At 34.0% G+C, this 13,358-nt stretch carries 16 protein-coding genes; 11 read left to right on the top strand and 5 right to left on the bottom strand.

The features are described from left to right. Window positions 1-63: 63 nt before the first annotated feature. From LU301_RS09555 to LU301_RS09525, 7 genes are all read left to right on the top strand, one after another. Window positions 64-795 (top strand): hypothetical protein, encoded by a 732-nt coding sequence (locus LU301_RS09555; RefSeq protein WP_305270261.1) that lies wholly within the window; start codon window positions 64-66, stop codon window positions 793-795. A 17-nt stretch (window positions 796-812) separates the two neighbouring features. After that, window positions 813-1,958, top strand: a complete 1,146-nt coding sequence (locus tag LU301_RS09550) for an ImmA/IrrE family metallo-endopeptidase (protein WP_305270259.1) — start codon at window positions 813-815, stop codon at window positions 1,956-1,958. Window positions 1,959-1,967: 9 nt separating this feature from the next. Then, the gene (locus LU301_RS09545) at window positions 1,968-2,402 is read left to right on the top strand and encodes a nucleotidyltransferase substrate binding protein (protein ID WP_305270257.1); all 435 of its coding nucleotides are present in this window, start codon (window positions 1,968-1,970) and stop codon (window positions 2,400-2,402) included. Next, window positions 2,386-2,688: a nucleotidyltransferase family protein gene (locus LU301_RS09540; RefSeq protein ID WP_305270255.1), complete on the top strand. Its 303-nt coding sequence runs from the start codon at window positions 2,386-2,388 to the stop codon at window positions 2,686-2,688. Before LU301_RS09545 ends, LU301_RS09540 begins: the two co-directional genes overlap by 17 nt. Window positions 2,689-2,893: 205 nt before the next feature. Beyond that, on the top strand, window positions 2,894-3,142 hold the full coding sequence (locus tag LU301_RS09535; RefSeq protein WP_305270253.1) for a FeoA family protein: 249 nt from the start codon (window positions 2,894-2,896) through the stop codon (window positions 3,140-3,142). Continuing rightward, window positions 3,139-5,004 (top strand): ferrous iron transporter B, encoded by a 1,866-nt coding sequence (gene feoB / locus LU301_RS09530; RefSeq protein ID WP_305270251.1) that lies wholly within the window; start codon window positions 3,139-3,141, stop codon window positions 5,002-5,004. The genes LU301_RS09535 and feoB overlap by 4 nt, the downstream gene beginning before the upstream one ends. A 12-nt stretch (window positions 5,005-5,016) precedes the next feature. Continuing rightward, window positions 5,017-5,256 carry a DUF6587 family protein gene (locus LU301_RS09525; protein ID WP_305270249.1) on the top strand — a complete coding sequence of 80 codons (240 nt, stop codon included), beginning with the start codon at window positions 5,017-5,019 and terminating at the stop codon, window positions 5,254-5,256. A 63-nt stretch (window positions 5,257-5,319) separates the two neighbouring features. Here the strand turns inward: LU301_RS09525 and LU301_RS09520 are convergent, their stop codons facing one another. From LU301_RS09520 to LU301_RS09505, 4 genes are all read right to left on the bottom strand, one after another. Further along, the gene (locus tag LU301_RS09520; protein ID WP_305270247.1) at window positions 5,320-5,511 is read right to left on the bottom strand and encodes a hypothetical protein; all 192 of its coding nucleotides are present in this window, start codon (window positions 5,509-5,511) and stop codon (window positions 5,320-5,322) included. After that, the gene (locus LU301_RS09515; RefSeq protein WP_305270245.1) at window positions 5,495-5,767 is read right to left on the bottom strand and encodes a BrnT family toxin; all 273 of its coding nucleotides are present in this window, start codon (window positions 5,765-5,767) and stop codon (window positions 5,495-5,497) included. Before LU301_RS09515 ends, LU301_RS09520 begins: the two co-directional genes overlap by 17 nt. Window positions 5,768-5,869: 102 nt before the next feature. Further along, window positions 5,870-6,337, bottom strand: coding sequence for a hypothetical protein (locus LU301_RS09510; protein WP_305270243.1), 468 nt, complete (start codon window positions 6,335-6,337; stop codon window positions 5,870-5,872). A gap of 70 nt (window positions 6,338-6,407) precedes the next feature. Then, a complete protein-coding gene (locus LU301_RS09505; RefSeq protein ID WP_305270240.1) occupies window positions 6,408-6,884 on the bottom strand; it encodes a Dps family protein in 477 nt (158 codons plus the stop codon). 176 nt (window positions 6,885-7,060) lie between these two features. Here LU301_RS09505 and murD point away from each other — a divergent pair, with 176 nt between their 5' ends. The 3 genes from murD (at window position 7,061) to LU301_RS09490 (ending at window position 11,659) form a co-directional block, all read left to right on the top strand. Then, window positions 7,061-8,404, top strand: a complete 1,344-nt coding sequence (murD, locus tag LU301_RS09500) for a UDP-N-acetylmuramoyl-L-alanine--D-glutamate ligase (protein WP_305270238.1) — start codon at window positions 7,061-7,063, stop codon at window positions 8,402-8,404. A gap of 30 nt (window positions 8,405-8,434) precedes the next feature. Then, complete coding sequence (gene ftsW / locus LU301_RS09495; protein ID WP_370692256.1) at window positions 8,435-9,682, top strand: putative lipid II flippase FtsW; 1,248 nt, start codon at window positions 8,435-8,437, stop codon at window positions 9,680-9,682. Between the two features lie 318 nt (window positions 9,683-10,000). Next, the gene (locus LU301_RS09490; RefSeq protein ID WP_305270234.1) at window positions 10,001-11,659 is read left to right on the top strand and encodes a glycosyltransferase family 8 protein; all 1,659 of its coding nucleotides are present in this window, start codon (window positions 10,001-10,003) and stop codon (window positions 11,657-11,659) included. 237 nt (window positions 11,660-11,896) lie between these two features. On the opposite strand, the gene LU301_RS09485 is transcribed toward LU301_RS09490, so the two are convergent. Then, window positions 11,897-12,913 (bottom strand): AraC family transcriptional regulator, encoded by a 1,017-nt coding sequence (locus LU301_RS09485; protein WP_305270232.1) that lies wholly within the window; start codon window positions 12,911-12,913, stop codon window positions 11,897-11,899. A gap of 193 nt (window positions 12,914-13,106) precedes the next feature. Here LU301_RS09485 and infA point away from each other — a divergent pair, with 193 nt between their 5' ends. Next, window positions 13,107-13,328, top strand: a complete 222-nt coding sequence (infA, locus tag LU301_RS09480) for a translation initiation factor IF-1 (protein ID WP_305270230.1) — start codon at window positions 13,107-13,109, stop codon at window positions 13,326-13,328. The last annotated feature ends 30 nt before the right edge of the window (window positions 13,329-13,358 follow it).

The raw sequence follows: 13,358 nt of genomic DNA, 5'->3' as shown, positions 1-13,358 counted from the left end.
ATCCTTTTCATAACATCAATTGATGTTGTATAATGGCTAAAATTTGTAGTTTTAGGAGATTTTATGCTTAAATTAGTCCAATTAGATTTATATGATGTTAAAAAAGATGATGTTGAATGTCATATTTTTATGCAAGATGAAGCTATTTCTAAGTCGAAAGAGATTGTAGGAGTTGATGTAGAAGAATTGCAAGGAGTTCTTTCGGCTGTTGCAAATTTGGTTAAGGCAAAAATAGCTAAGTATAACTCAACGATTGGCGTTGCTCGTTGGGGTGATGTTGTTGAACATTTCATGCGTAATTTGAGTTCTTTACCTAATTTCGAATATGTTAAAGAGTATGGGCAACCTAGAATTTACAATAGAGAAAAGAATATTCAATTTATTGTAATGACTGCCAATTCAGGATTAGGCAATGTAGATGAATTACTTAAACCTAAGTCTGAAAAAGGAGGGATGACACAGAAATGTATTGATAATAATCCATTGGATTATCTAGATAAGACAGCATTGCGTACCTTTATTTTATATATTCCATCGTTAGGTAATGAGCAATATAGAAGTAAAAACAGTCTATCTATCCCTATTGAAATAGCCTATCCTATCGGCTATTCGGTAAGGGAAACAAAAGATGGAAAAATCAAAGTTATACCTAATAAATATGGTTGCCGTATTATTCATTTTATTGATACTGAAGCACTTAGCCAATCTATGAAATTTAAAGACAAACCTGATTTTACTCCAACTGAAGAAATCACTGAAGATAGTTTTGAACTAAATTTGAAATTTATTGGTTAGTTTATTTGGTTTTAGTGATGTCATTTAGTAAGAAAAACTTGCGTCTTGCGATGGATTTAAGACAGCTCAATAATTCTGCTTTTGCGGAATTATTGGGGTGTTCTGTGTCTAAAGTTAAGTTATTGCTTGATGAAAATAAAGATATATCATCACAAGATATAGAAAAAATTTGTCAGGTTCTTAATTTACCACAATCTTTCTTTATTGATGATGAATTAGAAGCTGTTGTAGAAGATGAAATTTTTTATCGTTCTGGTGCTAGAATTAAGGCATCGTATAAGCGTCAAAATCAGAGTAATACAAAATCGGCTAAGAAAATCAATCAATATTTTATGAAGAGATTAGATTTACCGAAATTTAATCTGAGTTTATTAGAATTAGGTAGTAATTTATATGAAGTTAATAAAAATACTTCCATTGATGATGACATGATAAATAGTCATGAAATACTTAATCTTGTTTATGATTTGCGTAGTAAATGGGGTTTAGGTGTTCAACCAATAAACAATATTGTAGCATTATGCGAATTACAAGGTATAAGAGTGTTTCAATTACCTACAGAAATTCATGAAGTAGATGCACTTTCATTTTTTGATGAAGAAAATGGTTGTCCGATTATATTTTTAAATACATTTAAATCGGCAGAACGAGTTCGTTTTGATTGTGCTCATGAATTGGGGCATATTATGATGCATATCTATTATAAAGAAATAAAAAAAAATAGAAACTATAAAAGTTTAGAGAAAGAGGCAAATTTATTTGCTTCGGAGTTTTTAATGCCTGAGGAAGCATTTAGGGCAAGTTGCTCACGTTATTTATCATTAGAAAATATGATGGGTATAAAAAAAATATGGAGAACTTCACTTAAAGCAGTAGCTTATAAAGCACATAAATTAGGTTTAATTAGTGAATGGAGTTATCGTACTATTTCATCACAAATAAATATTTTAGGTTATCATATAAATGAACCTGAAGAAACACATCGCGATGAAAGTGTAATGTTGCCAAAAATTATGCAACTATTAACATCACAACCAAATTTTAGTAAAGAGCAAATGTTTGAAGAATTAGGGTTTTATGAAGATGATTTTAATGCTTTAACATTTGATGTTTTAAAGAAAGTAGAACATGCTAAAAAGCCTAAATTATATTTTGTTGATTAGGTATGTAAAATGTCTTTATCTGTACAACATTTACGCCACACGGCAGATACGTTAGAACAAGCAATTATTCATTTACAAACAACACCTGCTGAAAATACGGTATTATATGATTTATTCCGTAATGCTTGTATTAAAAGTTTTGAATTATCTTTAGAAACATCAGGTAAGTTATTGAGAAAATTATTAAAACTCTATGCAGGTTCTCCTAAAGAAATTGACCGACTTGTGTTTAATGATGTATTTCGTATGGCTTATAAACATGATATTTTAGATGAAGCAAGCATTGAGCGTTGGTTGAATTATCGAGCGAATCGTAATAATACAGCTCATGATTATGGAGTGCAATTTGCTGAAAAAACGTTAGTGTTATTACCTGACTATTTACAAGATGTGCGTGCTTTAGCAGAGACTATGGAACGAATTTTTGATGAACACGCAGAATGATTTGTATTTGAAACCACGACATTTAGCGATGTTACAACAGATATTAAAGATGCATTTACCTGATTGTGAAGTGTGGGCGTATGGTAGCCGAGTTAAAGGTACTGCCCATGATGGCAGTGATTTAGATTTGGTGGTACATGGTGTAAAAGATAAAATTAGCTTTCAAAATTGTGTGGATAGCTTAAAAAATAGTACTTTGCCCATGCTGATTGATATACATAATTGGGAAGATTTACCTGTAGAATTTCAGCATAATATTAAAAAAAAGTATGTGATATTGGATTAATTTCTATTATCACTCCATTCTCAGCTTACAATATACGGGCTAATAATCATTAGCTCTTACACAAGAGTAATAACTTAAATATCATTTATAGTGAATAATGGTTTAAATGATGAATAAACAAGAATAATTTACAATAATATTTGGAAAATATTCTAGTTTAGTTTTATAATACTGCCTCGAAATAAGAAATAATGGTAGTTAAGTCGTGCGACTTTCAGATTTAAAAGCAAAACAATCCGCCACGATAAGTGGCATTATACAAGATGCAACAACTCAGCCCGATATTGTTGCCAACCGCTTAGAAGTTTTGGGCTTTTTAGTGGGAACACCAGTAAAAGTCATCACCAAAGGTATGTTTGGCGGTGAGCCGATTTTGGTGCAAATCGGTTTTACTCGCTTTGCGTTACGCAAAACTGAAGCCGAACGCATTGAAGTGGAAGGAGTATCGGCATGAGCCAAGATTTGTTAAAAGTGGCGTTGGTGGGCAATCCAAACTGCGGAAAAACATCATTATTTAACCAACTCACTGGTGCAAAGCAAAAAGTGGGTAACTATGCAGGCGTAACCGTTGAACGTAAAGAAGGTTTTTTTAGCCTTGCCTCAGGGCAACAAGTGCGTATTTTGGATTTACCGGGGACATACAGTCTCAATGCCAGTAGTCCAGATGAAGAAGTGACTCGCCGTGTGTGTATGGGTGAAATTGCGGAAGAAGCCCATCAAGATGCGTTTTTATTGATTGTTGATGCGACTAACTTAAAACTCAATTTAAAATTAGTTTTGGAGATGATTGCATTAAATCGTCCTGTCTTATTGGTTTTAAATATGATGGATGAAGCCCGCAGACGTGGTATCAACATCAATGTACAAAAATTGTCTGAACGTCTAGGTATTCCTGTGGTAGAAACGGTGGCAACACGGCGTTCGGGTGTAGAAAATCTGATTTCTGCATTACAGCAAGGACAATATGATTTACCGCATTTAGAACTCAATACTTTAAATTTAAATGAACAACAACACGGACAGCAAATTGAAGCCATTCTCGCCGATGTGATGAGTTTTGCCGATGCCGAAGATAAACGTACCGACTTTTTAGATGGTATTTTCTTGCATCCTGTATTTGGTTTAATCACTTTAACTGTCTTGATGTTTATTATTTTCCAAGCGGTATTTGCGTGGGCTGAACCGTTTATTGGCTGGATTGAAGACTTTTTCGGCTGGCTTGGTGAAAAAGTAGGTGAAATGCTCGGTGATGGTTTATTAAGCAGTTTAGTGGTTGATGGTTTTATCAACGGTGCAGGCAGTGTAGTGGTATTCTTACCGCAAATTATCATTTTATTCTTCTTTATTTTGATGTTAGAAGAATCGGGATATTTACCACGTGCAGCATTTTTATTAGATAAATTGATGTTCAAAGCAGGTTTAAGCGGACGTTCATTTATTCCATTATTATCGAGTTTTGCCTGTGCCGTGCCAGGGGTAATGGCAGCTCGTACCATTAGCGACCCACGCGACCGATTAACCACGATTATGGTTGCTCCATTGATGACTTGCTCGGCTCGTTTACCTGTTTATACACTATTGATTGGGGCATTTATTCCTGATGAAAATGTGATGGGTGTGTTTAATTTACAAGGCTTAGTTTTATTTGGCTTGTATATGGGCGGGATTGTGAGTGCCTTAGTGGTTGCGTTTGTGATGAAACTATTACGCAAAGATAAATCACAACATTTATTGATGATGGAATTACCAAGTTATCGATTCCCAAATTTAAAAAGTGTTGGTATTGGTTTATTAGAACGAACTAAAATCTTTTTAAAACGTGTAGGCACAATTATTTTCGCTTTAGTGGTGATTTTATGGTTCTTATGTACTTTCCCACAACCGCCAGAAAATGCCACCATGCCAGCGATTGATTATAGTTTTGCGGGGATGTTGGGGCATTTATTACAACCAATTTTTGCACCAATTGGCTTTAACTGGCAAATTGCGATTGCGTTAATTCCAGCGATGGCAGCTCGTGAAGTGGTGATTGCAGCTTTAGGTACGGTATATTCGTTATCTGGTGCTGATGATGATGCGATTGCGGAAGGTTTATCAAGCTTAATTACGCAAGGTGATTTGGCGTGGAGCTTTGCCACTGGGATTTCATTATTGGTGTGGTTTATTTATGCACCGCACTGTTTATCGACATTGGCAACGGTCAAACGTGAGACGCAATCGTGGAAAATCACGGGCATTATGACATTGTATTTATTTGCATTAGCCTATATTATGTCATTATTGGCGTATCAAATTACGCTCAGTTTGACCAGTTAATAGGAGTATAAAATGCTTGAATATTTGATTATTGGTTTAATCATGCTGTGGAGTATTTATATTGTATTTAAAAAAGTATTCCCAAGCAGCTATAATCGTACATTTAATCAACTGGCGAATTATTGTCAAACACAAGGTTGGCAAGGTTTAGCCAAATGGCTCCGTCCGCCTATGTCGATGGGTTGCGGTGGTGGCTGTGGCTGTAAAGCTGATGATGCACCAACACAAGTTAGCTCGGTCAAGTGGAAATAAAAAGTCATTTTGATAAAAATACCCCGATGGTGAAGCCATTGGGGTATATTTTTTATGAGATGGTTAGGATTGGGCAGGTTGTTTAATAGCGATAATTTGACGTATCATTTCACTAATATAGCTTTTGGTTTGGCTATCTTGTTGGCTTAACCATTGTGTTACGTCTTCATCGAGTAATTGTTGTTCACGCAAGCGGTTTAGGTGTGGAACTTGCGTAGCTCTTTTGGCTTGAGAAAAATCATATTCCGCTTTCATAGGCTTTACGCTCCATTTTTGTGGCAGTTCTTGCTGAAATTAACCGAATAATATTATCATCATCGAGATAACAATAAACGACAACTAATAATTTATGAGCCATACCAACTAAAACAAATCGTGCTTCATCATGGTCGTTATCTTCACTAACTAAAGCATGGGGGTCAAATAATGCTTGTTTTGCATCTTCAAAATTGACACCATGCTTTATCAGATTACTTTGAGCTTTGTTCGCATCATAGATGATTTTAATCATGGTTGAATAACCTAGTTTTTGTTTGTTTAACTCATATAACCATCGTACTATAGGCTTGTATGAGTGTCAATGAAAACTTATAGATGAATATTTACACTCAAATTATTCATACCAAGATTCATGTAAAATTCCTAGATGGTTAAAACTTATAATCAATATTTGACTGATACTAGTCCATAAAACGATAAAGCCTACTTGTCCAATCATTATCGGTTTAAGCCAAGATTTACGTTGATAATGTGTATAATGTTGAGTTATAAATTCAGTTTGTTTTCTGCCTAAATGAAAGTACCAGATAATCAATAAAATTGCGACTAATGTAGGGCGAGATTCAAAACCTGTGAACATATCAAATATTCTGTTTGCCAACATGGAAAATATCATCGCCAAAACATAATATTGATTATATTTGCAGAGTTTATCATTGCCTAAAGTTTGCCAATTTTTTGCATGTATCCATGCTCCAAAAAATGGAACAATAATTGACCATAATCCAGCAACATTAGGATTCCATAATGCAATTTGTGTTGTAGATTGCTCTTGTTGAGAATTGGATTGAGAATTATTCATATTTATTTCCCTTAAAAAAAATGATGTTATTCATGACAAATAACATCATTATCGATAATACTAACTTAGCTTATTTACCTAAGAACGCATTATACATCCAAACCATTTTTTCTTGCTCTTGTACATATTCATTGACTAAATCAGCAGAACCTTGGTCGCCTGCTTGTTCAGCAATTTCTGCTAATGTACGCTGTTCGCTAATTAGGGCATTTAAGCCATCAACCAAACCAATAACACATTCACGACCATCAAAAACAGTTTTATGTTCTTTTACGCTTGAGTTTTGAGCAAAATCGCTATATGCATGAAGTGGTGTACCGCCTAAAGTTAAAATACGCTCTGCAATTGCATCGATTTGTAATTGCAATTCAGTATATAACTCTTCAAACTTTGTATGTAAAGAGAAGAAATGCTCGCCTTTTACGTTCCAATGATAACCACGCACATTGATATAAAAAATGTGGTAGCTTGATAATAATTGATTTAATTTGGCAATCACAGGTTTCATATCAGCCTGTTCAAGACCAATTTGATTCACTTGAGTCATAGGAAATACCTCTATCTAAATGATATTATAATTTTAACATTTTTAAACAATAAATTAAAGAAAATAGTAGGATTTTTATACTGGATTTTCTTGATAAAGTGTGAAGAAAATCTCCATTTATAAACTTAGGCATGATAAAATAGATAAATTTTATTGAGTAAATAAATAGGTGGTATATGCAACAACAGCATGGTTTAAAAGTCGTGGTAGGGTTAGGGATTTCAGGTGTATCTGCGATTAATTTTTTACATCAGCAAGGATATCAAGTTGCGGTAACAGATTCTCGTGTTACACCGCCCGGTTGTGAGCAAATTCCTGCTGATGTACAAACATCATTTGGTAAAATTGATTTAGATTTATTATTACAAGCAGAGGAAATTATTATCAGTCCGGGTTTGGCAGTGGAAACAGTAGAAATTCAACAAGCGATTGCTCAAGGTATTCCCGTTATTAGTGAAATTCAATTATTACGCCGTGCTACAGATATTCCGCTGATTGCGATTACAGGTTCAAATGCGAAAAGTACCGTTACCACATTAATTGGCGAAATGATACATAATACAGGTAAAAAAGTAGCAGTAGGCGGTAATTTGGGTCGCCCTGCTTTAGATTTGCTTAATGATAATCCTGAATTATTGGTTTTAGAATTATCTAGTTTTCAGCTAGAAACCACCACCGATTTAAATGCTGAAGTTGCGATTATTTTAAATATGAGTGAAGACCATCTTGACCGACATGGTGATATGGCACATTATCAAAATATCAAACATCGTATTTTTCAAGGTGCAAAACATATCGTTTTTAACCGTGATGATATAGCAACACAAACGGATATTTCTGTACCAAAAATCAGTTTTGGTATTGATGAGCCACAAAATGGGCAATATGGCGTATCTTTTGAGCAAGATGGCATATGGTTAATGCGTGGGCAACAGCGTTTGATGCGTAGTGATGAATTGTACATACAAGGCACACATAATATTGCCAATGTCTTAGCTTGTTTTGCATTAGGTGAAAGTATTGGTTTAGATTTAAACAGCATGATTACAACAGCAAAACAATTCAAAGGCTTAGAACATCGTTGTCAATATGTTAGTGAAGTTTATGGCGTGCGTTATTATAATGATTCTAAAGGAACGAATGTTGGTGCAACTTTAGCTGCTATTGATGGTTTAGGTAAATCAACACAAATCAAAGGTGGAAAATTAGCTTTAATTCTGGGGGGACAAGGTAAAGGGCAGGATTTTAGTTTATTGGCTCAAGCGGTACAATCTTATGTAAAAGTTGTTGTTTTAATTGGCGAAGATGCGAAAAAAATTCATCAGGATTTGGCTTTAGTCAAAAACGTAACTTTTATATTTGCTGATAGCCTACAACAAGCAGTAGAAATTTGTCAGCAACACACACAGGTTAATGATGTGGTGTTACTATCGCCTGCTTGTGCAAGTTTTGATATGTTTAGTGGCTATCCTGAGCGTGGTCGCAAATTTGTAGAATATGTGCAACAATTAGTAGGATAAGCAATGTCATTTCAAAACTATTTACAGCCTTTGACTAATTTTTGTCAAAAAGGACTAAAATATTTTGCACAAGCACTTGCTTGGATAGGCAACAAGTTTCCATCTGAAATATCAGCACGTTATGTGTTGATGTTTTGTGTAATGACTTTGTTGAGTATTGGTACTATTATGGTTGCATCAGCTTCTATGCCTTATGCGGAAAGTATAGGTGCGAATACACCTTATTTTTTCGTGATACGTCATGTCTTTGCTATCATATTTGCTTTTGCGAGTGCTTATTTTTGTTATACCATCAAAGATACCTATCTGTTTGAAAATACAGTCTTAATTTATCTAATAGCACTATTTGCTTTACTTTTGGTTCTTGTGATTGGGATTGAAAAAAATGGTTCAACACGATGGCTAAATTTAGGCATTATGAATTTCCAACCGACAGAACTAGCAAAAGTTGCGATGGCGATTTTTATGGCGGATTATGTGGTTCGCCGTGATAAAGAAGTGAAAAGTAACTTTGGTTATAGTCTGACACGTTTGAGTATAGCTTTTGGTTTGATGGTTCTCTTGATTGCTGCTGAACCTGATTTGGGTGCAGCAGTGGTGATTGGGGGCATGGCATTAGGTATATTCTATCTAGCAGGTGCTCCTATTAAGCAGTTTTTATATACGACCGCATTTGCTGTGGTCGTGATTGCGATTGGTGTGCTATCGAAATCTTATCGTTTAGAACGTTTATTGAGTTTTACACGTCCATTTGAAGATCAATATGGCTCAGGTTATCAGCTTTCAAACTCATTGATGGCATATGGTTTAGGTGATTGGACTGGGGTTGGGTTAGGGCAAAGTGTACAAAAATTATCTTATTTACCTGAAGCTCATACTGACTTTATGTTGGCAATTTTAGGCGAAGAATTTGGGTTTGTCGGAGTTGCATTTATTCTTATTTTATCCTTTACGATGGCAGCGAGTTGTATGGTAATAGGGCAAAATGCACTTAAGAAAAATTATCTAAAAGCAGGTTATTTAGCTTATGCGGTGAGTTTAATCTTTGTGATTCAAATTGTAGTTAATGTGGGAATGACCTTAGGTATGTTACCAACTAAAGGTTTGACTTTACCATTTATTAGCTATGGTGGTTCATCATTATGGGCGTGTGCAGTGATGGTGGGTTTGGTGCTTCAAGTCGATAAGAAGACTCGTATCAATCATGACCCAAGCGATGTAATTATCAACTTTAAACCGAGTGAAAAGAAGGTAAAAAAGGCACGAGCAGTGAATTAACATGATATTTGTGTATTAAGTTTATGCGTTTGTATGTTATGATAGCGTATAGTGTTGAGTAACCATTAATGCTATTATAGTAATAATAGTAGAATAACGTGAATTCGGCTTAAATTAAATTTTGCAACTTATTGAAATATAAAGATTAAGTAGAGTGCGTATTACGCACAATTTGATGAAAATTTATATAAAGGTGTGTCTTGCGAAACGATGTTTCTCAACCCTACTCTTCATCAATTTAATCTATTTTTATTTAATATCAAATAGTTACATTTTAAAATGCCCCGAACTCACGTTAGAATAGTTTGAGATATAAAAATGTACATGACTGAACCAGTAAATGTGGTAATTGCATTAGATAAAAATTATCAGGATATGGCAAAAGTAATGTTAAAATCTTTATGTTGTTATCAACGCAATTTGGCTATTTTTGTGTTGTCTAATGAAGATTTAGATGAAACATTTAAAGGTGAATTGACTTATTATTTAAAAGATAAAATTATCGATATTAAATTTTTTCAAATGACTGTACCAGATAATTTTAAATCTCATGATTACATTAGTCCAGCAACTTATTTACGTTATGCGATTGAAGATTTATTTGAATATGGCTATAGTGATTATTGGTTATATTTAGATTGCGATATACTGGTGGTACGTAATATTTTAGAACCATTTACATGGGCAGAGTTCCAAGATTATGCATTAGCAGCCGTACCAGATGTTTATGTTAAACAGATGAAACATCATGTACAAAAATTTGGTGAAGATGATTATTTTAATGCAGGTGTACTCTATATAAATGCAAAACAATGGAAAAATAAAGATTATAAACAACGTTTTATCAACAAAACTCTCCTTTATGCAGAAGAATTAAAATTTGCTGATCAAGATGTATTTAATTTAGCCTTTAAACAACAGTGGCTTAAACTACCGTTACAATATAATGTACAATCTGATGCTCAATCGGGTTTGCCCAATAAGCAAGCAGCAGTCTTACATTTTACAGGCTCTAAAAAACCTTATGGTTTAGATATTGAGCAAAATCCAAATTATCCAAATTTACAACGTTATCAACATTATCAACAAAAAACATGGTCAGATGTACTGAAAACAAAAAGTGTTGCAGTGGTTACATCAACTATTGGGCGAGCTGAATTAGAACGGGCAATAGAAAGTGTACAACAGCAAAGTTATCCTTGTAAGCATTATGTTTTTGTTGATGGTGAACAATATTTTGATAAAGTAAAACCATTACAAACCAAATATCCAGAAGTAATTTTTACATTCTTGCCGATGAATACAGGAGCTGATGGTTGGACGAATAGTTCAATTAATGCGATTGCTCCGTTTTTAGTTCAAGAAGAAATCATATGCTATTTAGATGATGATAACTGGTATGATAATGACCATGTACAAAATATCGTTGATGGTTTTAATAGCTATGAAAATGTAGGAGTAGTTTATAATTTACGCCGTTTTGTGATGGAAGATGGACAATATTTATGCAATGATAATACTGAATCTTTAGGTTTTTGGGGATTTAGACAAATCAATTATTCATTTAAGTTTAATCAGATTACGGCTGATTTATATTCTTTCATGCATCGCCAAGGTCATGTAGATACCAATTGTTTAGCAATGACACTGCAAACAGCACAAGCATTGGCTCATTACTGGGTGCAAAGTAAACTGAATGATTATATGGTATTTAAACAATGTCAATTGCAAAATAAAACGATTGTTTCTACAGGACAACGTACAGTAAATTATGTGTTAAATATCAAAAATAATGAATATACCAATTTGTTTGATACTTTTAAGGTTGAAGAATCACAAAAGGTAGATTTTATTTATCAGATGTTTGCTGAAAAAAATAATCAGGTGTTACAACAAATTCCTGAAATGGTTGATTGGTTTAAAACAACCGTTTTTGTCGATGGTGAATTGGTTTGCTTAAGTGAAACGGTAGGGTAGGGTAAAGTCAAACATCAACAATGGATTATAAATTTTATCTATTGTTGATGTGAGAATATGAATACTGATAAATCAACTATCAATCAGCTAAGTTTTTGCTTTCAGCTTAAATGAGCATGACTTTATCCTTTTGATACAAATAAGTGAAAATATCGTATTAGAATACCATGATATTGTGTTGATTATATATTATACAATATCATACAAAGTCTTTAGTCATCTCTAATAATGTATGGATTATAAACTTTGAGATTGTTTACGTTTACGATATTCTACAGGTGTTTCATTTGTCCAACGTTTAAAGGCTCGATAAAAGGTGCTTGGTTCAGAAAAACCTGTTAAATAGACGATTTCTTCAACACTTTCATTGCTGTTTGCCAATAATTTTTTGGCTAATCTACAACGATAGCCTGATAAAATTTGCTGAAAACTTGTATCTGCTTCGCTAAGTTGCGAACGTAAACGGCGTGGTGTCATGTTTAATTGTTTGGCAACTGTTTCCAAAGTAGTTTCTCCACTTTCTAAACTTGCACCAATTACACGGCGGACATCATCAACTAAATCATAGCGTGCTAATTCTTGTAGTTTTTCAAGTGCTAATTGCTCATGTAATTGTAATAATTCAGGCTCTGCCTGCCATAATTCGTAGTTTAAAATACTGCTATCAAAATACAAACGAGTTTCTTTTTGTCCTAAACTGACAGGGCATTCGTAAACACGCAGATATTCTTCATCGCTTGCCCCTTGCTCAAAATTAAATTCGATAAAAGTAGGCTGGAAATAACCTTCAGTAATAAATTTAAAAAATCTTAAAATACCACACATGGCACTTTCAGAAAAACAGCGATTAATTTTCGTATTTGGCGATGATTGTAAGCCATTAGTCAGGTAGCATAAACCATCTTCTACGACCAATTGTGCTTGAAATGAATCACTAATTAAACGTTGATAAGCCAAAGCACGGCGTAAACCTTCGCCAAAAGTACCACTACTGACGAATAAATGCTCAATTACTTGTCCACGATATAATGGCAAATGTTCGCCTAGATGTAAGCCTATATCAGGGTCGCCAGTAATCTCTTCCAATGCTCCCCAAAATGCTAATTGTGTGGAGATAGGGGTGCGAATTTTACTGTCCATTTGATTTAAAGTAATACCTGCTTTGAGTAAAATTTCATCGACTGGTAAATTTGCCTTGCGTATAGCTTGATAGGCGAGACGTAGTAAAATAGATGCATCGGTTGGTTGAGTCATGGTTATTGTATCCACATTTCATTTTAAAAATTATGTAATATTACATACGTTATTGACTATATTGACAAGTTTTACAAGGAAATGCAACGCTATTTTTGTAGATTTGTATATGTTTTATACAAATAAATTCTTGCAATTTTGTTAATATTTACCTATAATCTTGTCTAATTTTTATTATACATTTAGGTAGGCTATGGCCAGTAAAGAAGATTTATTAGAATTTGAAGGCGTTGTTACAGAAACGTTGCCAAATACTATGTTCCGTGTACGTTTAGAAAACGGTCATGAAGTGATTGCTCATATTTCGGGTAAAATGCGTAAACACTATATCCGTATTTTAACAGGGGATAGTGTAAAGGTAGAAATGACCCCATACGATTTGACCAAAGGGCGTATTACTTACCGTGCACGTTAAGTTAAAATTTAAAAATAACCTATTGATAAT

It is taken from the genome of Moraxella sp. ZY210820 (assembly GCF_030674635.1).
GTDB lineage: Bacteria > Pseudomonadota > Gammaproteobacteria > Pseudomonadales > Moraxellaceae > Acinetobacter.
This window is presented reverse-complemented; position numbering and strand designations above follow the sequence as displayed.

Bases quoted from the DNA above. Each gene is read 5' to 3' on its own strand.
- LU301_RS09505 (WP_305270240.1), bottom strand. From the start codon at position 6,884: ATGACTCAAGTGAATCAAATTGGTCTTGAACAGGCTGATATGAAACCT.
- murD (WP_305270238.1), top strand. From the start codon at position 7,061: ATGCAACAACAGCATGGTTTAAAAGTCGTGGTAGGGTTAGGGATTTCA.
- LU301_RS09545 (WP_305270257.1), top strand. From the start codon at position 1,968: ATGTCTTTATCTGTACAACATTTACGCCACACGGCAGATACGTTAGAA.
- LU301_RS09525 (WP_305270249.1), top strand. From the start codon at position 5,017: ATGCTTGAATATTTGATTATTGGTTTAATCATGCTGTGGAGTATTTAT.
- LU301_RS09485 (WP_305270232.1), bottom strand. From the start codon at position 12,913: ATGACTCAACCAACCGATGCATCTATTTTACTACGTCTCGCCTATCAA.
- infA (WP_305270230.1), top strand. From the start codon at position 13,107: ATGGCCAGTAAAGAAGATTTATTAGAATTTGAAGGCGTTGTTACAGAA.
- LU301_RS09550 (WP_305270259.1), top strand. From the start codon at position 813: ATGTCATTTAGTAAGAAAAACTTGCGTCTTGCGATGGATTTAAGACAG.
- LU301_RS09555 (WP_305270261.1), top strand. From the start codon at position 64: ATGCTTAAATTAGTCCAATTAGATTTATATGATGTTAAAAAAGATGAT.
- LU301_RS09515 (WP_305270245.1), bottom strand. From the start codon at position 5,767: ATGATTAAAATCATCTATGATGCGAACAAAGCTCAAAGTAATCTGATA.
- LU301_RS09520 (WP_305270247.1), bottom strand. From the start codon at position 5,511: ATGAAAGCGGAATATGATTTTTCTCAAGCCAAAAGAGCTACGCAAGTT.
- LU301_RS09490 (WP_305270234.1), top strand. From the start codon at position 10,001: ATGTACATGACTGAACCAGTAAATGTGGTAATTGCATTAGATAAAAAT.
- feoB (WP_305270251.1), top strand. From the start codon at position 3,139: ATGAGCCAAGATTTGTTAAAAGTGGCGTTGGTGGGCAATCCAAACTGC.
- LU301_RS09510 (WP_305270243.1), bottom strand. From the start codon at position 6,337: ATGAATAATTCTCAATCCAATTCTCAACAAGAGCAATCTACAACACAA.
- LU301_RS09540 (WP_305270255.1), top strand. From the start codon at position 2,386: ATGAACACGCAGAATGATTTGTATTTGAAACCACGACATTTAGCGATG.